This window comes from Actinomadura rugatobispora, from assembly GCF_042656285.1.
GTDB classification, from domain to species: domain Bacteria; phylum Actinomycetota; class Actinomycetes; order Streptosporangiales; family Streptosporangiaceae; genus Spirillospora; species Spirillospora rugatobispora.
This window is the reverse complement of the sequence record NZ_JBHSON010000028.1, coordinates 1-24,774: the sequence shown is the minus strand read 5'-3', so window position 1 is coordinate 24,774 and position 24,774 is coordinate 1. Positions and strand designations below refer to the sequence as shown.

The following is a 24,774-nucleotide window of genomic DNA, read 5'->3' as shown; positions in this document are numbered from 1 at the left end:
CTGCCACACCCGGCTCGCGTCCGCCCAGCTCGCCGCCCGCCGCGGCGGAGGCGACCTGGACCTGGGTCGTGTCTAAGGGCGGCGCGATCGAGTACGTGCACTGAGCCACCAGCACCGCGACCGGGCCGGTGTTCCTAGCCGTCCGCCATGCCCCCACCTCTGGTCGGCGCGCCCCCGCAGCGGCCGACATCTCCCGGGCCACCGGGCGCGGGCGGCGGTCCTACCTTCGGGCCGAATATTGCTAAGACCGCGTTTCGTTTGGTGTGATCGATAGTGTTTCGCCGTGATGATGGTGGAGCACCTGGTTCCGGGCGAATTGTGGGAGTTGTTCCAGCGTGTGGTGCCACCTGCGCCAACGCGGCCGCAGGGTGGTGGACGACGTCGGGCCGGCGATCGGGAGGTGCTGGCGGCGATCGTGTTCGTGGCGACCACCGGCTGCACCTGGCGGCAGATCCCGCCGGTGTTCGGGGCCTCCTGGCAGACCATCTACCGCCGCTTCGCCGAGTGGAGCGACGCGCGGGTGTGGGCCAAGCTGCACCGGGTCGTGCTGGACGAGCTCGGCAGCCGCGGGGAGCTGGACTGGTCGCGGTGCGCGATCGACTCGGTCAGTGTCCGGGCCGCGAAAGGGGGGACCTGACAGGTCCCAATCCTGTCGACCGCGGCAAGCCTGGGTCGAAGATCCATTTGCTCACCGAGCAGACCGGCCTGCCACTGTCTGTCGGGATCTCCGCGGCCAACACCCACGACAGCCAGGGCCTGGAGCCGCTGGTGCGCGGCATTCCGCCGATCCGCTCGCGGCGTGGGCCACGTCGCCGCCGCCCCGGAAAGCTGCACGGCGACAAGGCGTACGACTACCCGCGGCTGCGACGCTGGTTGCGCTCGCGCGGCATCGTGGTGCGCATCGCCCGCCGGGGCATCGAGTCCTCCCAGCGGCTGGGCCGCCACCGCTGGGTGGTCGAGCGAACGGTCTCATGGCTGGCCGGCTGCCGTCGTCTGCACCGGCGCTACGAACGCAAGGCCGAGCACTTCCTGGCCTTCGTCGGCATCGCCGCAACCATGATCTGCTACCGCCGACTCGCGAAATGAAACGATGTCTAAAGACCGCCATCGCCGCCCTCGACCCACAAAGCCGGGGCTTGGACCTTCCACCAGCTCCGCCACTCTGCCCTGCAGCATCTGGCAACCGCCGGCCGCGGCGCCGTCGAGCTCCAGGCCCAAGCCCGCCGCGCCCACCTGGCCAACCTCGGCGAAGCCACCTCTGCGGCCGTCACCGCCGACACCGACCCGCACTCCCGCCGCCGCGCCCGCTGACCAGCCTGTTAGCCGGGCCGCCACGCCGGACTCGTCCTGCAACCACAGGGGCCCGTTTGGAGTCGTGATCACGTGGCTGGAAAAGGATTGGACGGGGTGATGGTCAGGCTTGTAGCTTGCAGTTGACCGTGACACCGCCCGAGGAGGTGAGACCCATGAACGTTGTATCGACGTGGGTGCTCCCCTTCCCGTCACGGTCGGGCGATTGACGTAGGTGTCGCCGGGAGCGCCTCGCCAAAAGGCACTCCCGAAAGGCAACACCTATGCACTCTCCGCAGGTCACCGCTGAGCCGTCGTCGGACGGTTCGGTCGCGCGCGACTTCACTGTGGGCGACGTCCCCGAACTCTGGTCGCCGGCCTCCGGCGCCGATCGCGGGCCAAGCATGTTCGACGTGATCATTGCCGGGTGCGGGCCGACCGGTGCGATGCTGGCCGCCGAACTGCGGCTGCACGATGTGCGGGTCCTCGTTCTGGAAAAGGAAACCGAGCCCGTGTCGTTCGTCCGCATCGTCGGTCTGCATATTCGCAGTCTCGAGCTGATGGCGATGCGCGGACTACTGGAACGCATTCTCCAGCATGGAAGACAGCGTCCGGCCGGCGGTTTCTACGCCGCCATCCCCAAACCCGCGCCCAAGGGCCTGGATTCCGCGCACGCATATCTGCTGGGCATCCCGCAGCCGGTCATCGTTCACTTGCTCGAAGAACATGCGATCGAACTGGGTGCACAGGTCCGGCACGGTTGCGCGGTGGCCGGGGTCGAGCAGGACGACGAGGGTGTGACCGTCGAGTTGGCCGACGGAGAAAAGCTGCGGTCGCGTTACCTCGTCGGCTGTGACGGCGGGCGCAGTACGGTGCGCAAACTGCTCGGCGTCGGCTTCCCCGGCGAGCCCTCGCGGACCCAGACGCTGATGGGCGAGATGGAAGTGGGTGTGCCGCAGGAGGAGATCGCCGCCAAGGTGACCGAGATCAGCGAGATCAACAAGCGATTCTGGCTCAGGCCCTTCGGTGAACGGGTCTATAGCGTCGTGGTTCCGGCCGCGGGGGTCAGCGATCGCGCGGAACCGCCCACCCTCGAGGATTTCAAGCATCAGTTGCGCGCCATCGCCGGAACCGATTTCGGCGTGCACTCCCCGCGCTGGCTGTCCCGCTTCGGGGATGCCACCCGGCTGGCCGAACGTTATCGGGTCGGTCAGGTGCTGCTGGCCGGCGATGCGGCGCACATCCACCCGCCCATCGGCGGTCAGGGCCTCAACCTGGGCGTTCAGGACGCATTCAACCTCGGCTGGAAACTGGCCGCACAGATCCGCGGCTGGGCGCCGGAAACATTGCTGGACACCTACCAGGCCGAACGTCGTCCGGTCGCCGAGGACGTGCTGGACAACACCCGCGCCCAGACGGAACTGCTGTCCACCGGACCTGGCCCGCAGGCCGTGCGCAGGCTGCTCACCGAGTTGATGGACTTCGACGAGGTGAACCGCTATCTGATCGAGAAGATCACCGCGATCGGCATCCGCTACGACTTCGGCGAGGGCCCCGACCTACTCGGCCGCCGTCTGCGCGACATTGACGTGAAAGAGGGCCACCTCTACGGTCTGCTGCATCGCGGCCGCGGCCTGCTGCTGGACCGCACCGAACGCCTGACCGTCGGCGGCTGGTCAGACCGGGTCGATTACCTCGCGGATCCCACTGCGGTACTGGATGTTCCGTGCCTCCTGCTACGTCCCGACGGCCATGTCGCCTGGATCGGCGACGATCAGCAGGACCTGGACGACCACCTCTCCCGCTGGTTCGGCAAGCCCGCCGACTGATTTCGCCTGAGCAACCGAAAAGGCTTGTGAGGAGGATCGAGCGGTCAGCGAGACATCGGTGATGCGGGACAGGATGTTCTCCTTGCCCGTCACCCGCTCGAACGCGTTGACCAGCTCCTTGGTGATCTTCTGGTCGGCGCGGACCGCCCGATCCGGTGCGCCGAGGGGATCGGTAGATCCACCGGCGAGTCGGTGACCTCTTGCCCCCGCTCCACCGGCAGCGTCACCGCCGCGGACGGAGAACTGCGTGCACGCCGCCGGAGGTGCGAGCGCGACTCCACCACCGCCCGGGACCTCCAACACGCCAGCACTTCGGTGCCATATCAGTCAATCCGGCGGCCGGATCGCCCGGATCACGGTCAGCTTGTCGATCTTGTGCAGCATTCAAGCTGTTCTTGCCTGGCATCGCCTTGATCAGCGCCGGCTCCGACGCGCTGTCCACGCCATCCCCGGCGTCGCTGGCGTCGTCGGGGATGGCGGTGAGGGCCTCGGTGGGCACGGTCAGCCTCGATACAGTCCCCCACTGCTCAACAGCGCCGACACGATCGGCGTGAGGCCGGCGCTGTCGAGGATCTCCGGTGGTGTAGCGGCGGGCGTACTCGGCAGCGAGTTCGCGGCGCGAACGCCTGCCGACCGCGTGGCGGTGTACTGGAGTTGGCGGTTGGGGCGAGCTCACCGTGGTGCCGTAGGCGATCCGGGCATGGGGGATTCCTGCCTGCAGTCGGCGTGAGTTCGCCCAGGCGTGCTCGGCCGGCGGACACCGCGGCGCTGGCGTACGTCGGGTAGCAGACGAACGTCCGCGTCCCGCCGAAGCCATGGACGCCGATTGCACCATCCTGAGCGCCGGAATCACCCACCGGCCTACTGCTCGTGCCGCCTCCGGCAGCCCTGCCGGAGGCGGCGAGGTCGCATCACGCGACGGCGGTCCCCTCGAGCTCGACCATCAGGTCGGGGATCGCCAGCCGTGTCACCCCGAGCATCGTGGTGGACGGTGCCACCCCGCCGGCGCCCAACCGCGACGCCAGCACGCCGTAGTGCTCGAAGAGCCGATCGACGTCGGTGGTGTAGACGTTGAGCCGGACGAGGTTCGCGAGGGACATGTCGGCCTCGCCGAGCACGGCCTCCAGGTTGTCGAGGCTCAGCGCCAACTGAGCCGCCATGTCATCGACATTCTGGGGCTTGCCGTCGCCGCTCATCGAGGTCTGTCCGGCGCAGTACAGGGTTCGGGTGTGCCCGGAGACGATCTCACCCTGGTTGTACCCCATCTCCACCGACCACGCCCACGGGTTGACCGCCGTTCGTTCCATTGCCGCATCAGCTCCATTCGATTCGTTGACATTGCGTACGTCGATCGGCTCGGTAGCCGTCGTCCTTTGGTCGCGGTGATGAGCCTCCCAACAAATCACGACATCCTGTGTCGTGTATTTCGGTAACGTTCTTGTATGCGCGCCGATCGGTTGGTCTCACTGGTGCTGTTGCTGCGGCAGCACGGTCGGCTGTCCGCAGCCGCGTTGGCCCGCGAGCTGGAGGTATCCACCCGCACCGTGCTGCGCGACATCGAGGCGCTGTCCGCGGCCGGGGTCCCGGTCTACGCCGAACGCGGTCGGCACGGCGGGTTCGCGTTGCTGCCCGGATTCCGGACCGAGCTCACCGGACTGAACCACGATGAGGCCCTTGCCCTGCTGGTCGCCGGATCACGGCGCGGCGCACAGGCATTCGGCCTCGACTCGGCGCTCGCCTCGGCCATGCTCAAGGTGGTCGACGCGCTACCCGAGAGCTATCGGGAGACCGCGGCCGGCGCGGCCCAGCGACTGCTCATCGACCCCGAGATCGACCTTCTCTCGCGCCGGCTGGTCGCTGAGGAGGTGCCTGATGCCACAGTGGCCGAGGTTCGGCGCGCGGTGTTCACCGGCCACAAGCTGCGAATCCACTACGCGGCTGTGGGCCAGACCCCGAAGTGGCGCACGGTGGACCCGATCGGCCTGGTCACCGTACGCGGCCAGGGCTACCTGCTGGCCACGAGGTCCGGCGCCGACCGCACCTACCGACTGTCCCGGGTCTTGGCCGCCGAGGAACTCGCCGAACCCGCACAGCGACCAGACCGGGTCGATCTGGACCGGGCCTGGCAGGAACGCAGCACGCGGTTTCGCACCGGCGGCGACCAGGTCACCGTGCTGGTCCGGGTGGACCCGGCGCGGAGGGAGGACCTGGTGGGCACCGCACTGACCGTCCGCGCCGAAGAAGCCGACGCAGACGGCTGGCTGCGGCTGGAGGTGACCTTCCAAGACCCGAGACACGCCGAATGGGCCCTGTGGCAGCTCACCACGAACGCCGAAGCCCTGGCCCCGCAGTGGTTGCGCGACTCCCTGCGCAACCGCGCCGTCGCGATCGCCACCCGCTACGGAGTGTCATCCTGAGAATGGTCGCCTTCTGCGGGCCGCAGCCGACGGCACAGCAAGTCCTGGGCTCTTCGACCCCTTGCCCCACAGCCGGGCGGTGCTTGTCGGTGGATGCAGGGATGCCTGGAACGGGTTCCGGCTGTCGCGGACGAAGCCGCCTACAGCAGGTGAATACGGGCGGAGCCATGATCCGCGCGAGCATAGGATCGGCGGCATGGCAACGAGGCTTGTGCAGATTCACATGAAAGCCGGGGATGACGCCGCGGTCGGCCGGTTCTGGGCGCAGGCGCTCGGCTGGGGTGTCTCCAGCGAGGGGCCCGGCGTGACCAACCTCGAACCCGAAGGCTTCGTCTATCCCGACCCCGCCGCCGTCTGCATCGACGTCGTCCGCGACCCGAAACCCAAAACGGTGAAGAACCGCGTGCACGTCGACCTCGCCACCACCTCCACGGCCCACCAGGCCGACCTCGTCGCACGCCTCCAGGGGCTCGGCGCGACGCCCGCCGACCTGGGCCAGGGCGACGTGCCGTGGACGGTCCTCGCCGACCCCGAGGGCAACGAGTTCTGCGTGCTGGAGCCTCGGGAGATCTACCGGGACACTGGTCCGATCGCCGCTGTGGTGGTCGACTGCGCCGATCCGCGGGCCATGGCCCGGTTCTGGGGCGAGGCGATGGACTGGACCCTGCACAAGGTGACCGACGACCAGGCGGTGCTGCGCTCGGCCAAGGGCGTCGGGCCGTATCTGGAGTTCTTCCGTACGCCCGACGTGAAGACCGTGTGGAACCGCGTCCATCTCGACCTGCGACCGTACCCGGGTGACGACCAGCCAGCGGAGGTAGCCCGGCTGCGGGCGCTCGGCGCCACCGACATCGACATCGGCCAGGGCGATGTGCCGTGGACGGTCCTCGCCGACCCGGAGGGCAACGAGTTCTGCGTCCTCACCCCGCTCTGACGCGGGCCCTGCCGATCCTCCCCCCGGACACCGGCGACGGCTACCGGCCGGGCCTCGACGACACCGTCGCCTTCGCCACTTGAGGTCGCGGTTGCACTGACGAAGTTTCGGTCGGAAAACCGATTGAACCCTTTTCCGTGTTCCCGTACGTTGCCTGCGGCCCAGTCGCAGTAAAGACAGAGGACAAAACCGCGTGACCCCGCCTGCTCTTTAGACCTGACACCTTCTTCCGCTCACCTGTAGCCGACGCTCTCGTCGGTTCTGCCGGGCTGCCCTTGTGCACCCGGTCATACAGCGTTTGAGGCCGCGCGCAATCGGCCTCGTGTCAGGTCTAGAGAGCTCATGTCTTCACAACCTCATACCGTGCTGCCCTGGGTCGTCCGTCGGACCAGGCTGCCTCTGCTGTCGTTGCGGTGCGTGGACTGCCGGTCGAATTCGGCCACCACCGGCGAGGGCAGATTCCGCGTCAACGCCAACGGCAAGCTGCTGGACGTGTGGCTGCTGGTCCGCTGCGTATCCTGCGATCGGACGAGCAAGCTCACCGTGCACGAGCGGGCGCCGGTCAGATCCTTCGATCCGGCCGAACTCCACGGCTACCGCGTCAACGATCCGGAACTGGTGGCGTCCCGGCTGTTGGATCCGCTGCTCGCCCGGCGCAACCGCTTCACCCTGGACTGGACGGGGGCCTGGCGGCTGGACACCCCGTCGGCATGGCTCGATGACGCATGGCCGGTCCAGGTGGAGGTCGTCTTCGACGATCCGGTACCGGTGCGCCCGGAAGGGCTCATCGCGCAAGGGCTCGGCCTCAGCAGGAACCAAGTACTGCGCCGGATCAAGTGCGACATTCCGCTGCGCCGTCCGACGAGCGCCGGATTCACCTTTACCGTGATGGCCGGGGGCTAGCGGGGGAGTAGCCGCGGCGTGCGATCTCCTCCAACCTCCGCGCGAAATATGCCTCATCCAGGGGCGGCTCCGTTGGCACGGAGTCGCCCCCGGACGGCCACGGTGTGTGGTCCGTCATCGGGGCCGATGTGCGGCTCGGGCACGTTATCCGGTAGATCGTCGTCCCTGCGGGCGCAGCCGGTGACTGCGGCCGCCGGACGGAAAAGCACAGCGCCGCCCGGCTACCGCCGAGGAGGCCGATGCCGGGTCGCCAACCCCAACACCCACCGCGCCTACGCCTCGGCCATCGACCGGACCATTCCCGGAAACGGCGGCGGAGTTCACCGTCATTCGGGCTCGTGTAGCTGTGTGTGACCTTTCTCGATCGGCACGCAATGGTCGCGAGCGGCCAGCCGGACGACCTGCCGCGAAGATCCTGCTCAACGGTGGTCATGGCGCTCTGCCGCCTCGCCGAGGCGCCGAAGCACAGAGGCCCAGCCAAGGGTGGTCTCGTCGCCGAGCAGGAACGGCAGGCCACTATGCCGCAGGGTGAGGGTCGTGCCCTTACCGTCAGAGGTGAGCGTGACCTCGACCCGCGAGGCGCCGGGCGCTATGCCGGGTGCTCCGGGAGCGGGCTCCCAGCCGAAGGTGAAGACGATCCGTTCATACGGAACGAGTTCGACGAACGTCCCGTGCATCACCGGGCGCGGACCGTCCTGCATCTCCACGCGCAGGTCACCGCCAGGGCGCGCATCCAGTTCGGCCTCACCCCACCACTGCGCCAGAAAGGCCGGATCGGTGAAGAACCGCCACACCGTCTCTGGCCGCGCCTCGATACGCATCGTCTGCTCGACCGTCGTGCTCACGATGATCCCTCCGTCTCCTCGTCATCGGCGAGAGCCCGTTCCGCTCGCTCGGCCGCGTGCTTCAGGCGGTGCAGCGGGCCGGGCCACATCGTCTGGAAGAACATCGCCGCCTCGGCGAGACCGTCGGGACGCATCCGGTACAGACGGCGGTTGCCGGCACGGCGGACGTCCACAAGCCCGGCCGTGACCAGGATCCGCAGGTGCTGGGAGACCGCCGGGCGGCTGATGCCGGGAAACCGGGCGGCGATATCGCCCGCCGAGACCTCGTCGTCGCGGACCATGACCAGGATCGCGCGGCGGGTCGGATCGGCGACCGCCCGCAACGCCTCGTCCACCGGGGTTTCCTCCTTGACGGGATGATGTGTAAGTATTTAAGCAACATCTTACATAGATTCCAGGAGACATGATGGCGCCCAGGTCTGCGAACAAGCCGTTGGACGTACTCGTCGGCCGTTGGCGGTCGCAGGGGCAGACGGTCACCACCACCGGCGAGCCGTCGGTGCGGATCGTCGGCTCGGACACCTACGAGTGGCTGGCGGGCGGGTTCTTCCTCATCCATCGCGTGGACGTGCGCATGAACGACGAGGTGGTCGAGGTCATCGAGATGATCGGTCCCTATGATCCGGCGACCGGGACCTATCCGATGCGCTCGTTCGACAACCAGGGCAACTTCATCACCATGCACGCGACCGTGGACGACCACGGGGTCTGGACTTTCACCGGCGATTCCGAGCGGGCGACGCTGATGATCGCTGAGAACGGCACCACCATGAGCGCGAAGTGGGAGCGCACTGACGACGGCTCGACCTGGCAGCACTGGATGGACATGGCCTTCACCAGAGAGCCTTGATGAGGGTAGCCAAGGCAAGTCGGCGGGGTCGTGTTCGGCGTTGATCCGGGCTGAGGTTCGCTCGCCGAGGCGGACGTACTGCCCGAGGCTGACCAGGTGCCTGAGGGGGAGTGGTGGAGGGAGTTGGTGCAACGTCCTGCCCTGGCCGCGGGGGGCGATCCGTGTGGAGGCAGTCTTGAACAGGTACTCGGCGCGGGGTAGGACAGCCGGCCACCGCTTGGTGGGGGCAGATGTCGGCGGCCGCAAGCGCGCGGTGGCCCAAGGTGGCGCGCGCCGGTCGGTAAGGAACACCGGTCCGGACGTACGGCCTCGCAGCAGGCGGGCGGTGCTGGGGCCGCTACGTGACCTGCTGCGTCGCAGGATGGCCAAGGAGTCGCCGAACGCCCGCTCAGGGCCGCCGATCTCGTGCGGGACCTGGAGTCGGCGGTGCCCTGGTTGGGAGCGACGCGGTGGCCGCGGGCGCTGTGGTGCTGGCGACCTCGTTTCCGCTGATCGCGGCTGGTCTCGTCCCGTCCGCGAGATGAAGACGCCCCAACAGGGGGCCAGCACCAGCGTGTTCGCCGCGACCAGCCCGCTGCTCGCCGAGATCGGCGGTGTCTATCTGAAGGACGACGACATCTCACCGCTGGACATCCCGAGGCCCATCAAATTCGGTGCTCAGGACGACATCCCGTCCGATGTCGTACCGCACGCCGTCGACCCGGAGTCGGCACAGCGGCTGTGCGAGCTGAGCGACCGGCTGCTCCGGCGCTGACAACAGCCGCCGGAAAGGCGCGTGCGCCGTAGGGCGTGGCGGATCGGTACGGCTTCAGTACTCGAAATCTGTGGCCCGGCCTTGTCAGGGGTGTCTGCGAGGATTCCGTCATGCCTCCCGCCACCTCGCGGACATCGCCGACCTGGGCCCCCACCGGAACCGGCCACGAGCTCGCCTTGATCGACGGCACGCTTGTGTGCCGCGACGATCAAGGCGACCCCGTCGACCCGATCCCGGCCGATGCCCTGGGGACCCGCGTCTACCCGGCGTGGGCGCTCGTCCACCACCCCGCCGACGCCGACGTGGCCCTCGGCACCCTCGGTTTCCTGGCGCGGGCGGCGTACGAAAAGCCCTACGACGCCGCGGGCACCTACGAGATGGTGGCGCGCGGTCTCCCCGCGCTCCATCGCCCCGTCTTCCTCGAGCACGCTGCGCACGCGCTCGTCGCGGCCGGCGACCCCAAACGCGCGGCCACGCTCTTCGCCCGGGCCCGCGAGGCGGAGACCGAGCACGACCTGCCGGTGGACGACGCGGTCTGGCTGGGTTCCCACCTGGAGTTCGCCGCTCTGGGCGCCCTCAGCGCCAAGAGCGTGACGGCGTTCGTGAAGCGGGCGCGCGAGCGATTCCCTGCGGATCAGGCCGTCGACGCGGTGGCCGACATCGCCGTCCTGCGGGCGCGTGGCGACCTGACGCCGTGGCCGCAGTTCGCGAAGGAGTTCTCGGCGCTCGTCGCGAAGGCGGGCCGTGACGAGATCTCCGAACACCGCCGGGTGCTCGAGGCGATCGTGCCGACGGCGGCCGCTCGCCAGGCGCCGTTCGCCCTCTGGAAGGCGTGGCGGCCGATGGTGGTACGGGTTGCGCGGGACTCACCGCGGCTGCGCGGCCTGCTGCTCGACCTGTTCCCTTACCCCGAGGGCATCGATGGCTGGTGGATCGACCTTCTCGACGACTGCGGAGCGCTGGAGGCGCTGACCGGCGACGGCGAGCCCGAGTCCGAGCCGAGGGACGGCCGCGCGGGCTGGCTGTCACGCGCGGTCCTGCACCCGATGCTGAAGGAGACCGCCAGGCACCGGCGGCGTCGGTACGTCGAGCAGCCGCGCCAGCTCATCGAACTCATCGCCCGGATGAGCGCCAGACTCGCGGTGGACGGGGTCCCGGTCCATCTCGACGGGCCCGGCTGCTGGTCGCGGGAGGTCGACATGCGGGTCCTGGAGGCATGCCTGGCGCACGGTGTCCCGGTCGCCCCTCCCGGGGCCGGGGCAGGGCTCGGGATGCTGCGCTGGATGCGGCACCGCACCGGGGACGAGGATATCGCCGCGACGGTCACCGACCCCGTCTACGGCCCCCTCGTGCGCCGCTGGGTGGACGAGCAGCGCGACCCGGACGAGGTGTGGGCGATCCCCGCGCTGCGATCCTTCGTCAGGCCTCCGGCCGGGGCCGGTGCGCCGCCGCCCCATCCCCTCGACGACTCCAAGGTGATGGGTTCGCTGTACGGGTTCGCCGTTCAGGCGGCCACGGACAAGGGCGGGGCTCTGCGGGGCATCCAGTTGGCCAGCGCCGCGCTGCGCGGCCAGATCACTCTGGAGCACGACGCCAAGCTCCCCGAACTCACTCAGACGGTCAGGTTCACGGGCCGCGTCGGCGCCGTCGCGCTGCGCGCGGTGGCCACCTCTACGACCGACGAACGGCGAGAACGGCTGCTGGCGCTGCTAGAGGTCTGGGCAGACTCGGTGTTCGCCGATCCCACCGTGCGGCTGCGCCGGGGCACCGTCGTGACCGGGCGCCGGTCGGTCAGCGACGCGAACGGCGCCGCGCTCCTGGTCGGCCGGCCCGGCGACACCGCGCGGCTGTTTCTCGACCTGCGCGCGGGGGAGGCCGATCCGCCCGCGCTCGGCACCGTCCAGGAGGTCACCGAGCTGCCCCGAGGCTGGGGCGACTCCGGCCAGCTGCAGAAGCTGCTGGCCATGGTCAGGGAACGCGGCCCGCTGCGCCCCGATCCCGAGGCGGTGGCGGTGCTCGTCGGGCTGACGGGCATGAGCCGGGTGGCGGCCACGGTCGTGCTGGCGGGCATCACCGGATGGGGAAACCCTTACCGGACACCGCTCCTGGAGCCGTCGGAACGCGAGGTCCTCCAGCTGACGGCCGCCGAGGCGGAGGTGGCCCGGAAGGAACTGTTCAAACTCGACGGCGACCAGCGGCTCGACCTGCTGGCGGACGCTCTGCCGACCGACCCGGCGGAGCTGTGGGAAGCGGGCGGGCTCGTCGCGGTCGCGGAACGGATCGCGCGGGCGTGGGGCGTGATGTTCGGCATCGCGGCCCCGGTCGACGAGGCGACCGCCGCCTCCGTGACGGAACTCGATCTCGGGATGCCGGCCGTCGAGCTGTGCTCGGCCCTGGCCCAACCCCGCGCCACGTCGCTGCTCACCGAGAACGTCGACTCCTGGCTCAGGCCGCACCCCGCCGTCGGGACGGGGATCGGCAGCCACGAGGACAGGGCGTACAAGCTCGACAAGCTCGCCCGATGCCTCACCACGCTCATTCCCTGGGCCTACACCGAACTGCCCGCCGGTGATCCGGTCCGCTCGGGCATCCCCGAGGCGGTGGAGCTCCTCCGGGAACGGCTCGCCCATCCCGGTCTGGTGCTGTCCGCGGGCAGCGCGAGCGGAGGTCGGCGGCCGTTCGAGGACTTGGAGGCCGCGTTCGGGAATTCGCCGTACCAGGGCCCCGAGCCCCTCGGCAAGGCGACGTTCGACGATGGCCTGACGATCGCCGTCCAGGGCGACCGCTACGGCCACCGGCTCTTCTTCCGGCCGGCGCACTACCGCGAGGACGAGCGCTCCCAGACCCTGCGCGATGCCCTTGGCCACTCGATCACCCTCCCGGTCATCGACTGGATCCGCGGCGAGGACTGCACCCGGATCGCGGAACGGATCCGCTCGGGCGCCATCCCTGAGGGCGCTTACGAGACCGATCCGCGCGCGAGCGTTCCCGACCTGGTGGCGCAAGTCCGTGAACGGCACAGCCTTGAGGAGGATCCGGCAACCCTGTATCTCCAGTTGCTGGCGCTGCAGAATCCGACCGACCGGAACATCCGGACGTGGAACGTCTGGAAGCCCGCACGGCACAAGAAGGCCGTGGCGGCTCTCCTCGAACGCGGCCTGGTCGTCGAGGAAAGACGGATGCGAGCCGGGCGGAGCGTGTTCCTCCCGGGAGGCTGGGTGACGGCCAAAAAGCCCGTGCCCCCCATGGAGAGGTGGAAGGCTGAACTGCTCGGTCTGCAACTGATCGGCGACGCGATCCGCAGTTCCCCATGGCCACACGGCCCGCTGCCCGAGATCTTCACAGCCGCGTGGCAGCAGACCCTGAACGGCGGCGGCCCCCGCTGACCATCCAGGCTCGTCATGGGACGGCCTGGACCCCTAAAGCTGGGGTGAGCCCGAATAGGCGGGCCCAGCTAGAGCATGCGCATCCGAGGAAATTCGGTGACACTGCTGCGCCGAACGGCAGAACAACCGCCTCAATCGAGGCTGCCGACCACTGTCTCGCCCGACAGCCCCACACCGTCCGCCGGTCCGGTAACTGGACTCGCAACCTCACTCCGGTCGACTTTGAACGCGCCCACGAGCTGAACCCGCGCATGGGGATGACATGACCGGTGCCGTGCCGTCTTCGACCTGAACGTAATCCGTCAGGCCGTTGGATGGCAGGTGGTCGTGGAGATCGGCGTGGCGAAAGCGGTAGATCGGGCCGACCGCGCGCAGCAGCCCGAGGCGATGGCAGTCGTCCAGGAGGCATCAGACGGCGTGGCACAAGCCCTGCTCAAGCCAGCCGCCGGGTGGCATGAAACACGCTGTCCAGCGGCGGCCGTCCAGCACGAACATCGTTTCTTGGGGCGTTGCATACGAATAGTCAGGTGAAACACCCACTTGAAACGGCCACGGGGTGAACGACGACGACTTCGCCCGCGTGGAAGCCCACGACTGCCCGATGTCGCCCTGCGCCGTGCCCGCCGGATCGCCGTGTAGGACCGGCAAGGGCAGGGTGGCTCTCCAGTACCACACCGTCCTGTTCCGGCTCGTGCCCTCTTTGGCCAAGGCGCTGAACGTCCCCCGCCGGTGCGCAAGCCCGGATCGGCGTGGGTCGAGCAGCCTCGCCCGCAGCCGCTGGCGCCGAGCCGTCCGGGTACGCGCGGCTCCATCCTCAGCTAGTCCCTGGACACCCAGCTCGACTCGCTCAGGGCCGCAGGCGTCACGCGGGTCTTCGCCGAGAAGATCTCCACCCGCGTCAGGACACGGCCCCGAGCTCGACAAGGCTGTCGACCTCGCCCAGGAGATGCGGGCCTCCGGCGTCGCGGTCACCCTCGTGGTCCACGAGCACAAACGACTCGGCCGCGGCATCGCGCTGGAGTTCCTCACCGGCGAACTGCAGGGCTCGCACGATCCGGCCGGGATCGTTCACCGTGCTGGCAGCCCCGTCAGGCATGGAACGCGAGTATCCGCGACCGGCGTTTTCGAAGGTCACGAATCGGCCCGCGGCCGCGGCAAGACCAGCGGCGGCGCCGGCGGCGCCGACGAGGCCATGCTCTCCCACGTCATCCATCTGCACGAGCAGCACCTCAGCCTGCGCGACATCGCCGCGCGCCTCGTCATCACCACCGGCCAGAAGAGGGGCCGGCGCACCTCACCGGTAACCGTTATGCGCATGCTCCGCGATCATGACGAACAAACCATCCACCCAGACCGCAGCTGACCCCGGCCCCGCTTTGTGGCTTGCCGTACCAGGCTGACCAGGGGGGTGACCACCTCTACCTTGCCCCTCGCCGGGCCTTCAGGAGTTCTGGGGCGTCTGTGCGAGTGTCGGCTCCTGGCGGAGGGCGCGTAGTACCAGGAGGCCGGTGAGCGTCACCGGGACCAGGGCGATGTGGCACAGCGCGAGCGTGATGGTGCTGGCCTCGTCGAGGTCGGCGGGGATGGTCATGATCGGGACGGTCACGAGGGCGAGTGCCGGGGCCACGACCATCGCCACGGCGATCACCCAGCGCCAGATGCGCGACAGCAGCGCCACCAGGGTCATCCCGACGAGCAGCGGCACGGAGGTGAAGCCGACGAGGGTGATCCCGTCCACCTCGGCGGGCCGGCCCTCGGCCGTGAAGCGGAAGTCGCCCCCAAGGGCGCGCCCCACCGCGTAGATGGCGAGGTTGAGGACCAGCGCGACAGCCACGGTGGTGGCGACGATGAGGCCAGCCCGGCCAGGAGCGCGTAACGCGGGCGCGCCCGGGTTGGCGTTTTGCGTCATGACTGCTGTCCCGTGCGGCGCAGGTACGCCTCGATCCGGTCGAGCGCTCCCGACCAGACCTCCTGGACGAAGAAGTCGCGGATGTCGGGCGCCGGGAAGCCGCTCTGCACGACCGTGAGCAGGGTGCCGCCCTCGTGCTCCTCGAAGGTGACCTCGATGGTGGTGGTCATGGTCATGCCGTCGGGAGTGCTGCCGGTGGACTCGGTGAGCAGGCGGTGCGGACGGTCGATCTCCAGGAAGGTCTGCGTCTCACGGAACAGGTTGTCGGCGTCCGGTCCCCAGACCGCGATCTGCTGGCCTCCGACGCGCAGATCGACCTCGATCTCGACGATGCCGGGCTCCTCGTCGAGGATGCTGAACCAGATTTTCTGCTTCTCGGCGTCGGTGTAGGCGTCGAAGACCTCCTCGGGGCTCGCGGGCAGCACGCGGGTCTTGCGCAACTGGATGGTCTCGGTGTCGTTCCGCGTCATCGCTCGGTGTCCTTCCCGGTGCTCGTCTCAGGGGCGTTCTTGAGGGTGAAGTAGGCGTCGAGGCCGTCGAGTCGGCGCTCCCACAGGCGCTGGTAGAAGCTGATCCACGACATGGCGTCCTCCAGGCGCTCGGCTCCCAGTCGGCAATGCCTCGATCGGCCGACTTTCTCTGTCGTGACCAGGCCGGCGTTCTCCAGCACGTGCACGTGCTTTTTCATGCCGGTGAGCGACATGCCGAAGGGTTCGGCCAGCTCGCCGATCGTGGCGGGACCCTGGCCAAGCCGGATGAGTATCTGCCGCCGGGTCCCGTCCGCGAGGGCGGCGAACGTACGATCGAGGACCTCTTGCTGAACCATGCGGTTCACCTTAGGACACTGAACCGATTGGTGCAATAACCGAGCGCAAGTACGTGGCACTAAAGGGTTGGGTGGGCTGCCGGTCCGGGCGGTGCCCCGTCGGTCGTCTTGACCAGCGAATTTGTCGACGACCTTTGTCGAGTGCGGGCTGCTGCCTGCTGGCCAGAAAACGATCGATGTTAGCTTTTCGGGCGCGCGGCCGCGCCGGGTGGCCGTCACGCAGCGGACACGCGCCGGTTTACGCTCCGAGGTTCCTCAACCACCATGTCGGACTGCTCCGGCCTGGCTTCTTGAGCCGCCTCGGCGGGGTCCTCGGACTTGCGCGCCACATCACTTCTGGTCAGCGCGGCGGAGCCGGCTTCGAACGCCGCCGCCGCAGTGCCGCCTGCCGCGCACCGCGCCAGGACCTGCCCCGGCGACCTGGCCGCCGCCCTGGACCGCCTCGCCGCGGCACTGCCCACCCGAGAGGACCCACGCGATGAGCACCCAGGACACCGACCGCACCGTCCGCAGCACCCGCCAGGTCGGCCACAAGTCGATCCCCTGCGACGACTACGCCACCCACCTACAGGACTGGATGGACGTCAACTGCGGCGGCCCGCCGCGCTGATCGACGCGGGCGAGGCCCACGTCATCGCCGCCCTGCTGGACGAGCCGGCCGCCCTCTACGCCCGCGACCCCCTCGGCGAGTTCGTGCGCGAGATGGCCGTCCACCTCAACGACCGCCAGGGCATCTGACCCCCGCCCGCCCCAGTAATGTTCGCTGCCGGCGACGGCGGCCGCGATGACGAAACTCCCCGCGCCCTCCACCCTTGTGGGCGCGGGGAGTTTCTGTCGCGCCCCAGAAGTTCCGGTAGATCTGACGCATTGCGTGATCTGCGTCAGATCTACCGGGGTTTCAGCGACTCTGAAGGACTCCCGCGTAGGCGAGGGCTTCACAGACTGCTTGAACTCCGGTTGGCTTGCCCGCTGGTACCGGTGAGATCTTGTCCGCTGTGGCGGAGGAGTCGGAGAACGCACGCAGGCAGGATTCCTGGTCGGCTGAGCTTAAGCGGTACAGGGAAGGCTTCCGGAAGCGGATGCTGGCCCATCCAGTAGAAGGACCGTGGGAGGAACTGGCGTACTGGGATCCGCTGCCGACCGCTCGGGCGATAGCGGGGTCCGTTGCCTACGGATGCTCGGACACCATGGGCGAGGGCCGCTGGGAGGACCGCAGTCGACTCAACGTCCCGGGTCCATTCTATGCGGGTGTGACCGACGGTGGCCTGAACGGTCCTTACTATCTGCCGGAACACGTGTTGCTCAGCGACCTGAACCAAGAGTGCGTGTTCCGTCAGCCCGCCAATGTCCGCGAGGTCACGGCGCTGATCGAGATCGCGTGGGGCGAGCCGATGGGCGGCTACGCCTGGGACGGCGACCAGCGCTGGACGCCCGAGTCGGTCCGGGACTGGTGGGCTGACCGCGGGTTCGTCCGCACCTGGATCGCCGCCGAGTTGGCCGACGAACACAGCGCCAACGAGCGAGAGGCCCTGCACACCTACGCCGCCTACCTGGACAATGGAATGGAGCGATATCTGCGTGGCTACCTGTTCTGGTTGATCGAGCGCACTGAACCGAGGCTCGGAGAGTTGTTGCCGGATCTGTGAGGATCAATCCCGCTGGACGACTTGGGCAAACCAGCAGACCATAGGCGGGGACCTGCGGTTTCGTGCAGCTCGTTTTGCGAGCCTGTGTCAGGTCTGCCGGGACGGCACCGAGGCAAACCGCCCCACTGACTTGTCGCACCGCAGGTCAGAGGCGTGTACCTGCGTCGGCTCGGATGGGACGCAACAGTTTCCCTGTGCACGGGGCAGCCCCGCGACCAGGTGCCAGGGCGCTATGAACAGTCACACGGCAAAACGTGCGCGTGCGCGTAACCGGCTCGCGAAACTTGGTTTCGTCCGTGTGGAGCGACAACGCTTGTTGATGAGTTTCAGCGACGCCCAAGGGCTTGCGGTGGGAGATCCGCTTTGTCACCCACGCCTTCCTTTCCCGTGCACTCCGCTTGCCGAACCGAACCTGAGTCTGCGCGATAGCCCTACCGGGCTCGTCATCACCGTCGGCAAGAAGATGGGCCGGCGCCCCTCGGCCGGCAGCGTCATGCGCGTATTCTGCGGCCACGATGCCCTCACCGAACAGGGCTGACCGATTTCCTTCCGTCGCGTCGGGGCCTCAGGAGTTCGGGGCCTTGGTGGAGGTGTTCTTCCGAACGCGGCCCCTGGCGGGCGCCAGACAGGGTTCAGCGGGCGGTGCGCAGGCCGGCGAGGCGGCGGACGGCGGTCAGGCCGTCGTCGGTGCCGGGCCAGTGCCGGGTCAGGGCGTCGGGGCCTGCGTGCCGGACGACCGAGCGCAGGACGGCGGCGACAACGATGGCGTCGTCGGCGTAGCCGAGGACGGGGATGAAGTCGGGCACCAGGTCGATGGGCAGTGCCAGGTAGGCCAGCAGCAGCCACAGCCGCACGCGCACGCCGCGGGGCAGGGCCGGGTCGCGTGCCAGGCGGGGGATGAGCCGGAGCAGGTCGGGCAGCAGCCGGACGGCCTCGGTGAGGAGGTTCCCGCGCGGGCGGATGAGGGCCAGGGCCGCCAGGGCGGCCAGCCAGAGCAGCAGGATCCCGCCGGCCACGGCCAGGACCGTCGACCACCAGATGTTCACGAGCGCCCCCTGATCGGTCGAGGCGCGGCCGGATCGGGCCGCGCCCGTCAGCGCCAGCGGCCGTTCCCGCGTCGCATGCCGTCATCTGGCCCGGCCCGCCACACCATGCGGACAACGTCCGCAACCGGGCCAGAGCTCCCAGAGTATGACGGAGAGGCGCTATGGGCCGAACTGCCGCGTTGGTGGCTCGGTGATGAGATCTGCGGCCTCAATCAATCTGGACACGTAGACGGCATCCTCCCCAGTGAGGGAGTCGAGGAGGGTCCTGAGGTCGGTAGCGCAGGTGGCAAGGATGCCTAGGCGCTGGGAGTCGAGCGTCCCTTGGCCTGCGAGGTAGGCGCTGATGCAGCCGGCGAGGTAGGCATCCAGTGCGGGGACTGATTCACCACTTGGCGCTTCGAGCCGACGCAGTCCATCAGGAAAGGACGCCGCTTGGTGGACTGTCCACAGCGCGGCCACCTTGGCCACGGCAGCCGCTCGACGCTTGTCGATCTGAGAAGGGGGCACGCCTCAGCCTGCCTGTGGTGGTCTGTCATCGGCAGTTGACTTTGCTACAGGCCTGCTCATGGGCGCAGGGCCAATGCTTTCCACGTCCCGCTGTTTCTGCGAGACCACCCGCATCATCGCCGCGGGCCCGCCTCCTGCCCCGTGCGGAACCGAGCCACTTCGGTGCGCGATGGTCACACCCATGTGTAGTTGTCGTCGGTGACGGCGGGCAGGGTGGCATCGGTGAGGGCCGCGGACGGGCTGGGGAGTGCGGCGAGTGCCGTACCGATCGGTGGGAAGATCGGCAGGTCCGCCGTCGTGCGGTAGTCGATCCACTGGATCAGGCCGATCTCGTGACCGCCGGGAACCTCGTCGTACTCCTCGGTGGCCAGTGCGGCGCGGACCTCGGGGGTGACGTGAAGCCGGTAGATCAGGTGCAGCTTGCGCGGCGGTGGGGTCGTCCCGGGGCGCGAGACCATCTGATCGATCACCCACAGCAGTTCCGGCCGGGTGGCTTGTGAGGGGGCGAGGTCGAGTTCCTCGGTGAGTTCGCGCCTCAGCGCCACCAGCAGGCCCTCGCCGTGCTCGACGTTGCCGCCGGGCGGGGTGAAGTGGGTCGACTCGGGCCGGTCACGGCGGATGAGGGCGACCTCGTCGCCGCAGAACACCAGCGCGCCGACGCGGACCTTGATGCGGGTGAACGGCAACGCCGCCGAGTCGCGTGCCCCGGTTGAGGATGATGCCATGGCCTCAGTATCAGGCGGCCGTTGACCAGCCCCGCGGAGCGGGAGGCGGCGTTCTGGAAGGCAGCGATATGCCAGCCCTGGTCGCCCTTGGTGGCGACGAAGGTCCGGATCGACTCCGCGCCGGTGGGAACGATCTTTCCCTTTGTGTGGGTGCCGCGAAAGGCGACGATTTGCTTCAAGCGTGACGACGGTCACCGGAATGCCAAGCGGGTGTGCGATCGTGACCTGGAAGCGGATCGAACCACCGCATCTCCTTGCGATGGCGATGCCGGGCCGCGGTCGGTGCGCTGGGCCCAGGGCGAGGTCGAACAACGGGGTGCCGACGGTGTGACCGCCGAGGGTGGCCAGGACGCCGGGCGGCGGCGCGTTCGACGGGGGCTCAGAGGGGGCCGGGCCAGGACGGGCGGAGGATGCGCAGGGTCATCTCGACGATGCATTCCGGCGTGAGGTGTTGCGTGGCGGTGTTGGCCAGCAGCGTGTGGGCCAGGACGGCGCTCAGGAGCATGGTGAAGGCGTCGTTGGCGTCCAGGTCGGGATCGACGCTGCCGGGCGGGGCGGCGCTCAGGATGTCCTGGAACTGAGGGCGGGCCGATATGCGCAGGTACAGCTCGGGCGGGTGGGTGCGGCGCGAGGTCTGGTGGTGGGCCAGAAGGCCGACGGCGGAGGCGCGGGCGGCGGGCTGGCTGAAGGCCTCGGTGTAGGCGCGGACGAACCGGAGCAGGTCGTCGCGGAGATTCCCGGTCGGGTGGACGGCCTGAGGGCTCAGCCCGGGGAAGGTGGCTTCCTCGATCAGTTCGATCCGCGACGGCCAGCGGCGGTAGAGGGCCGAGGCGTGCACGCCGGCGCGCTCGGCGACGGCCTGGATCGTGGTGGCGTCGAAACCGCGCTGGACGAGCAGCTCGCGGGCCGCCGCCAGGGCCCGTTCACTGATGCCGCTGTCACGCGGACGCCCCCGGCCCCGTCCTGCCATGCCGCTGATCGTAGCGGCCGGCCCGAGCGCCCGCCGGAATATTTATAGGAGAGGACTTCTATAAATCGCCCGGCACCGTTACAGTCCTCACCACGCGGACGTCCCCTGCGCCTCCGCGGTGGAAGGAGCGTGCCATGCGTGCTGCCGTGCTGCGGGGCGGGACGGTGCGGGCGCGGGTCGTCGACGATCCGGTGCCGGGGCCCGGCCAGCTTCTCGTCCGATCGCTGGCATGCGGGATCTGCGCGTCGGATCTGCACTTCATGGACCACCCGGAGGCCGGTGCCGAGGACGACAGCGGGATGTCGACCTATGACCAGGACGTCGACATCATCATGGGCCACGAGTACTGTGCCGAGGTCGTCGACCAGGGACCCGGCACCGAGCGCCGCATTCCCGTGGGCGCCCGCGTGAGCTCCCTGCCGGTTCTGACCACCGCCGCCGGCCGCAGGATCATCGGACAAAATCCCGAGTCGCCCGGCGGGTTCGGCGAGTACTTCCTGCTCACCGAGGCCATGACCCGGGTCGTGGAATCCGATCTGCCCAGCCGGATCGTGTGCGTGGCCGACGCGATCTCGGTCGGCTGGTCGGCCGCCCGGCGCGCCCGGATCACGGCGCGGGAGGTCCCGCTGGTCGTCGGCTGCGGAGCGATCGGGCTGTCGGTGATCGCGACGCTCCGGCGCCTGGGCGTGGGGCCGATCGTGGCGGCCGACCGCGTGGCGTCGCGGCGGGAGACGGCTCTGGCCATGGGCGCCGATGCGGTCGTCGACCCCGCTGAGACCTCGCCCTACCGGACGTGGCGCGAGGTCGCGGGCGGGCCGCCGGGCTGCGTGGTGTTCGAGTGCGTCGGCCTGCCGGGCGTCCTCGACTCGATCATCAAGGGATGCGAGCGCGGCACCCGGATCTTCTCCATGGGCGGACCGCCGGAAGGTGAGCGCCTGACCACCCTGACCGCCAAGCGTAAGGGCATCAACGTCCAGTTCGGCGGCGGCCCGCTGCCGGACCACTGGGACGAGGCGTTCGAGGCGGTCTGCACGGGCGGCCTCGACGTCACACCGATGCTGGGCCGGACCGTCGGGCTCGACCAGGTGCCCGAGGCGCTCGAGGCGGCACGCGACGCCCACGGGCCGACCCGCATCGTCGTCGTGCCCTGACCATGCGGGGCCGTCGATTCAGCCATCACCGGAAAGGGACCACGACGAATGAGCGAGATCGACGAACTACGCGCCACGGTCGAGACGCTGATGGCCAGGGTCCGCGCACTTGAGGACCAGGTCGAGATCATGCAGCTCGTCGCCCAGTACGGGCCGGCCGTCGACAGCGGCTCGGGCGACGCCGCGGCGGCGCTGTGGACCGAGGACGGCGCCTTCGACGCGGTGCCCCACCTGCGGATGCGGGGCCGGGACGACATCGCCGCCATGGTCCACGGCGACGGCCATCAGAGCCTCATCCGCAACGGCTGCGGCCACGTCCTGACCGTGCCGCACATCGTCGTCGACGGCGATCGGGCCACCGGACGCAGCCACGCGCTCAACATCCGCTGGGACGCCGACGCCGACCGGTTCTGGGTGGCCCGGGTCTCCGCGAACACCTGGCGCTGGGTCCGCACCCCGCAGGGGTGGCGCATCGCCGAGCGGATCAACGCCAATCTCGACGGCGCCCCCGAACACCGCCGGCAGTTGGCACCCCCCACAAGCGAAAGGTGATGAGAGCAGTGGCGAACGAATACGGCCCGTGGGGCATCGTTGCGGGCGGGTCCGATGGAGTGGGTGTCGCGTTCGCCCGCGCGATGGCCTCGCGAGGCATCAACGTCGTGCTGGTGGCGCGGCGCGTCCCCGTGCTGGAGGCCGCGGCGGAGGAGATCCGGGCACGGCACGGCGTCAAGGTCCGCACGGTCGCGCTTGATCTCAGCGTCCCGGGAGCGGTGTCACGCCTCGCGGACGCCACCTCCGATGTGGAGGTGGGGCTGTTCGTCTACAACGCCGGCAGCGACGACCGCAGCGAGTCCTTCCTCGCCAAGGACCTCGAGACCCATCTGGCGCTGGTCCACCGCAACTGCACCAGCGTGCTGGAGGCGGCCCATGTCTTCGGCGGCGCGATGGTGGCGCGCGGACGAGGGGGGATGGTCCTGGTGACCTCGGGCGCGGCCTGGGTCGGCGGCCCCACGCTCGCCACCTACGGGGCCACCAAGGCGTTCGAGCTCATCCTGGCGGAAAGCCTGTGGGCGGAGTGGCGGGGCAGCGGCGTGGACGTCCTGGCGCTCGTCCTCGGCAGGACCGACACCCCCTCCCTGCGCCGGGTGCTCGACGCCGCCGGCGGATCGTACGGCGAGCTCGCCGACCCCGACGACGTCGCGAGGGAGGCGCTGGACCACCTCGCCGACGGACCCACCTGGATCTGCGGCAGCGACCAGCCGACCGGCGGTTCGCCGTTCGGGGCGCTGGGCCGCCGCGACGCCGTCCTCGCGCTGAGCCAGGCCTTGTCCACGGGCACCGAGGGGAACATCCAGCACTGAAGATCCCCCGGGGCGCTGGCCACACCCCGGAGGAAGATCAAATCCGGCGGCCCTGGAACGCCCGCGGACAGGCCATGCCGCGACGTCAGTGTGCGACGCGGTACCAGTGCGCGGACTCGCCGGGAAGAGGCTCCAGCCGGACGCGCTCGCCGCCGGGATTGTTGAACAGCTGCACACCGTCCCCGAGGAGAACCGGGGCGATGAAGACGAGCACCTCGTCTAGGAGGCCCGCCTCGATGCACTGCTTGGCGACGTTGGCGCCCAGGATGTTGACGTAGCGGTCCCCGGCGGCCTCCTTGGCCTTGGCGACCGCGGTCTTGAGGTCGCCGACGAACGTGAGACCCTCGACGGGCTCGTCCGGCGGCCGATGCGTCAGGATGAACACCGGCCCGTGGTACTGGCCGCCGAACGCGCCCTCCTTGTCGGTGCCCTGGTTCGGATCGCTGCCCCCGAAGGTGCCGTTGCCGGCCAGGATGGCACCGACCTGCGAGAGCAGGCGGTCGGCCGTCGGGTTCGGGGGGCCCAGGTGGTCGGTCAGCCAGGACATGTCCCCACCCGGTCCGGCGATGTAGCCGTCGAGCGACATCGTCGCCGAATACAGCAGTTTTGCCACAGAGACTCCTTTCATCGTGCTCGACAGGGCAGACCATGCTCGCAGCCAAAAATCATCGCGCTCTTCGGATGCGCTTGGGCGCAACGTCAGCGGGTGAGGGAGAGCAAAGCCGGGCCGGCGCCAACAGGTCGAACACGGCCTGGGACGAGGAGTCGCACGCCCGCCGCATTTCCGGCAGGCCGGGATGCGGCTCGTCCGGCGATGACGCGTCCGGCATCGGACGGCGCCGGGCGGCAGCGCGCGTGCCGTAACGCGGGAGAACATGTGGCAGGTCGGCGGGATCGGCTCGCGCGCCGACCGTCGGCATCTCGGGCGGCGGCCCTGGCCAGCAAGCCCGCGACGGCCTCGATGATCTCCTCGATGCCCACCGCGCCTGCGGCCGAGCGCGTCCGGGAGCAGCGGCGTCCGTGGCCCGTATCGGGCGACGCTGCGTTCCGGCGGTGAGGCGGCAGGTCGCCCTGCGTGTTTGCCAGTGCCACGTCGGTGGGCAGGTACGACACTTTCCCTCGTGGTGGCGGAGCTCGTGGGGGAGCGCCGCCAGCCCGTGCCGGTCGTCGGAAGGCGCAAGATTATCTTGCCCGGCCCCGACATCTGACGCCGGCCCGAGGACCCGCCGCTTGCATCGGCGGACGGGTTCTCGGGCCGGACGTCCTCAGATGTCGTCGACGTTCATCGCGCCTTCATTGGGGCGCCGGGACAGGTCGATGCCGAGCTCCTCCGCGGCGCGGAAGACGTCCTCGTCGGTGTCGCGCATCTCGATGGACATGCCGTCGCTGGAGAGCACCTCGACGTTGAGGCACAGCGACTGCATC

General features: G+C 69.3%; 25 protein-coding genes and 1 pseudogene. 16 read left to right on the top strand and 10 right to left on the bottom strand.

The window, feature by feature from the left end:
• Positions 1-289: 289 nt before the first annotated feature.
• Both ACFPZN_RS20740 and rox read left to right on the top strand, forming a co-directional pair.
• Positions 290-1,086 (top strand): IS5 family transposase gene (locus ACFPZN_RS20740; RefSeq protein ID WP_378283778.1). Its coding sequence is split into 2 segments (ribosomal slippage): positions 290-626 and positions 626-1,086, totalling 798 coding nucleotides; the frame shifts between segments, so codons are not numbered across the junction.
• A 608-nt stretch (positions 1,087-1,694) separates the two neighbouring features.
• Complete coding sequence (gene rox, locus ACFPZN_RS20735; protein ID WP_378283777.1) at positions 1,695-3,119, top strand: rifampin monooxygenase; 1,425 nt, start codon at positions 1,695-1,697, stop codon at positions 3,117-3,119.
• Positions 3,120-4,030: 911 nt separating this feature from the next.
• Here rox and ACFPZN_RS20730 read toward each other — a convergent pair.
• Positions 4,031-4,426 (bottom strand): RidA family protein, encoded by a 396-nt coding sequence (locus ACFPZN_RS20730; protein ID WP_378283699.1) that lies wholly within the window; start codon positions 4,424-4,426, stop codon positions 4,031-4,033.
• 135 nt (positions 4,427-4,561) lie between these two features.
• Between ACFPZN_RS20730 and ACFPZN_RS20725 the strand changes: the two genes are divergently transcribed.
• From ACFPZN_RS20725 to ACFPZN_RS20715, 3 genes are all read left to right on the top strand, one after another.
• On the top strand, positions 4,562-5,536 hold the full coding sequence (locus ACFPZN_RS20725) for a helix-turn-helix transcriptional regulator (RefSeq protein ID WP_378283698.1): 975 nt from the start codon (positions 4,562-4,564) through the stop codon (positions 5,534-5,536).
• A gap of 196 nt (positions 5,537-5,732) precedes the next feature.
• Positions 5,733-6,470 (top strand): VOC family protein, encoded by a 738-nt coding sequence (locus ACFPZN_RS20720; RefSeq protein ID WP_378283697.1) that lies wholly within the window; start codon positions 5,733-5,735, stop codon positions 6,468-6,470.
• 363 nt (positions 6,471-6,833) lie between these two features.
• Positions 6,834-7,373, top strand: a complete 540-nt coding sequence (locus ACFPZN_RS20715) for a DUF1062 domain-containing protein (protein WP_378283696.1) — start codon at positions 6,834-6,836, stop codon at positions 7,371-7,373.
• 419 nt (positions 7,374-7,792) lie between these two features.
• On the opposite strand, the gene ACFPZN_RS20710 is transcribed toward ACFPZN_RS20715, so the two are convergent.
• Both ACFPZN_RS20710 and ACFPZN_RS20705 read right to left on the bottom strand, forming a co-directional pair.
• Positions 7,793-8,218, bottom strand: coding sequence for an SRPBCC family protein (locus ACFPZN_RS20710; RefSeq protein ID WP_378283695.1), 426 nt, complete (start codon positions 8,216-8,218; stop codon positions 7,793-7,795).
• Complete coding sequence (locus ACFPZN_RS20705; protein WP_378283694.1) at positions 8,215-8,553, bottom strand: ArsR/SmtB family transcription factor; 339 nt, start codon at positions 8,551-8,553, stop codon at positions 8,215-8,217. Before ACFPZN_RS20705 ends, ACFPZN_RS20710 begins: the two co-directional genes overlap by 4 nt.
• A gap of 68 nt (positions 8,554-8,621) precedes the next feature.
• Between ACFPZN_RS20705 and ACFPZN_RS20700 the strand changes: the two genes are divergently transcribed.
• The 5 genes and pseudogenes from ACFPZN_RS20700 (at position 8,622) to ACFPZN_RS20685 (ending at position 14,571) form a co-directional block, all read left to right on the top strand.
• Entirely contained in the window at positions 8,622-9,068 is a 447-nt protein-coding gene (locus tag ACFPZN_RS20700) for a DUF1579 family protein (RefSeq protein ID WP_378283693.1), read from the top strand.
• A gap of 520 nt (positions 9,069-9,588) precedes the next feature.
• Positions 9,589-9,822, top strand: a complete 234-nt coding sequence (locus ACFPZN_RS20695) for an SDR family NAD(P)-dependent oxidoreductase (protein ID WP_378283692.1) — start codon at positions 9,589-9,591, stop codon at positions 9,820-9,822.
• A gap of 110 nt (positions 9,823-9,932) precedes the next feature.
• Positions 9,933-13,208: a hypothetical protein gene (locus ACFPZN_RS20690; protein WP_378283691.1), complete on the top strand. Its 3,276-nt coding sequence runs from the start codon at positions 9,933-9,935 to the stop codon at positions 13,206-13,208.
• A 556-nt stretch (positions 13,209-13,764) separates the two neighbouring features.
• Positions 13,765-13,911: pseudogene (locus ACFPZN_RS56775) on the top strand (zinc finger domain-containing protein); the annotation flags it as partial.
• Between the two features lie 243 nt (positions 13,912-14,154).
• Complete coding sequence (locus ACFPZN_RS20685) at positions 14,155-14,571, top strand: hypothetical protein (RefSeq protein ID WP_378283690.1); 417 nt, start codon at positions 14,155-14,157, stop codon at positions 14,569-14,571.
• Positions 14,572-14,649: 78 nt separating this feature from the next.
• Here the strand turns inward: ACFPZN_RS20685 and ACFPZN_RS20680 are convergent, their stop codons facing one another.
• From ACFPZN_RS20680 to ACFPZN_RS20670, 3 genes are all read right to left on the bottom strand, one after another.
• Positions 14,650-15,042, bottom strand: a complete 393-nt coding sequence (locus ACFPZN_RS20680) for a DUF6069 family protein (protein WP_378283689.1) — start codon at positions 15,040-15,042, stop codon at positions 14,650-14,652.
• A gap of 71 nt (positions 15,043-15,113) precedes the next feature.
• Complete coding sequence (locus ACFPZN_RS20675; RefSeq protein WP_378283688.1) at positions 15,114-15,587, bottom strand: SRPBCC family protein; 474 nt, start codon at positions 15,585-15,587, stop codon at positions 15,114-15,116.
• Positions 15,584-15,943, bottom strand: a complete 360-nt coding sequence (locus tag ACFPZN_RS20670) for an ArsR/SmtB family transcription factor (protein WP_378283776.1) — start codon at positions 15,941-15,943, stop codon at positions 15,584-15,586. The genes ACFPZN_RS20675 and ACFPZN_RS20670 overlap by 4 nt, the downstream gene beginning before the upstream one ends.
• 478 nt (positions 15,944-16,421) lie before the next feature.
• Here ACFPZN_RS20670 and ACFPZN_RS20665 point away from each other — a divergent pair, with 478 nt between their 5' ends.
• From ACFPZN_RS20665 to ACFPZN_RS20655, 3 genes are all read left to right on the top strand, one after another.
• On the top strand, positions 16,422-16,553 hold the full coding sequence (locus ACFPZN_RS20665) for a hypothetical protein (protein ID WP_378283687.1): 132 nt from the start codon (positions 16,422-16,424) through the stop codon (positions 16,551-16,553).
• A gap of 640 nt (positions 16,554-17,193) precedes the next feature.
• Positions 17,194-17,589 carry a hypothetical protein gene (locus ACFPZN_RS20660; protein WP_378283686.1) on the top strand — a complete coding sequence of 132 codons (396 nt, stop codon included), beginning with the start codon at positions 17,194-17,196 and terminating at the stop codon, positions 17,587-17,589.
• A gap of 232 nt (positions 17,590-17,821) precedes the next feature.
• The gene (locus tag ACFPZN_RS20655; RefSeq protein WP_378283685.1) at positions 17,822-18,127 is read left to right on the top strand and encodes a hypothetical protein; all 306 of its coding nucleotides are present in this window, start codon (positions 17,822-17,824) and stop codon (positions 18,125-18,127) included.
• 94 nt (positions 18,128-18,221) lie between these two features.
• On the opposite strand, the gene ACFPZN_RS20650 is transcribed toward ACFPZN_RS20655, so the two are convergent.
• The 3 genes from ACFPZN_RS20650 to ACFPZN_RS20640 form a co-directional block, all read right to left on the bottom strand.
• Positions 18,222-18,635, bottom strand: a complete 414-nt coding sequence (locus tag ACFPZN_RS20650) for a YkvA family protein (protein ID WP_378283684.1) — start codon at positions 18,633-18,635, stop codon at positions 18,222-18,224.
• 680 nt (positions 18,636-19,315) lie between these two features.
• Entirely contained in the window at positions 19,316-19,867 is a 552-nt protein-coding gene (locus ACFPZN_RS20645) for an NUDIX hydrolase (RefSeq protein ID WP_378283683.1), read from the bottom strand.
• Positions 19,868-20,246: 379 nt separating this feature from the next.
• Positions 20,247-20,837 carry a TetR/AcrR family transcriptional regulator gene (locus ACFPZN_RS20640; protein ID WP_378283682.1) on the bottom strand — a complete coding sequence of 197 codons (591 nt, stop codon included), beginning with the start codon at positions 20,835-20,837 and terminating at the stop codon, positions 20,247-20,249.
• Between the two features lie 134 nt (positions 20,838-20,971).
• Here ACFPZN_RS20640 and ACFPZN_RS20635 point away from each other — a divergent pair, with 134 nt between their 5' ends.
• Genes ACFPZN_RS20635 through ACFPZN_RS20625 form a run of 3 tightly spaced genes read left to right on the top strand, consistent with a single transcriptional unit; the run spans position 20,972 to position 23,349 of the window.
• The gene (locus ACFPZN_RS20635; RefSeq protein WP_378283681.1) at positions 20,972-21,988 is read left to right on the top strand and encodes a zinc-binding dehydrogenase; all 1,017 of its coding nucleotides are present in this window, start codon (positions 20,972-20,974) and stop codon (positions 21,986-21,988) included.
• Positions 21,989-22,036: 48 nt separating this feature from the next.
• A complete protein-coding gene (locus ACFPZN_RS20630; protein WP_378283680.1) occupies positions 22,037-22,540 on the top strand; it encodes a nuclear transport factor 2 family protein in 504 nt (167 codons plus the stop codon).
• 8 nt (positions 22,541-22,548) lie between these two features.
• Positions 22,549-23,349: an SDR family NAD(P)-dependent oxidoreductase gene (locus ACFPZN_RS20625; protein ID WP_378283679.1), complete on the top strand. Its 801-nt coding sequence runs from the start codon at positions 22,549-22,551 to the stop codon at positions 23,347-23,349.
• A gap of 85 nt (positions 23,350-23,434) precedes the next feature.
• Here the strand turns inward: ACFPZN_RS20625 and ACFPZN_RS20620 are convergent, their stop codons facing one another.
• Positions 23,435-23,962 carry a dihydrofolate reductase family protein gene (locus ACFPZN_RS20620; protein ID WP_378283678.1) on the bottom strand — a complete coding sequence of 176 codons (528 nt, stop codon included), beginning with the start codon at positions 23,960-23,962 and terminating at the stop codon, positions 23,435-23,437.
• Between the last annotated feature and the right edge of the window lie 812 nt (positions 23,963-24,774).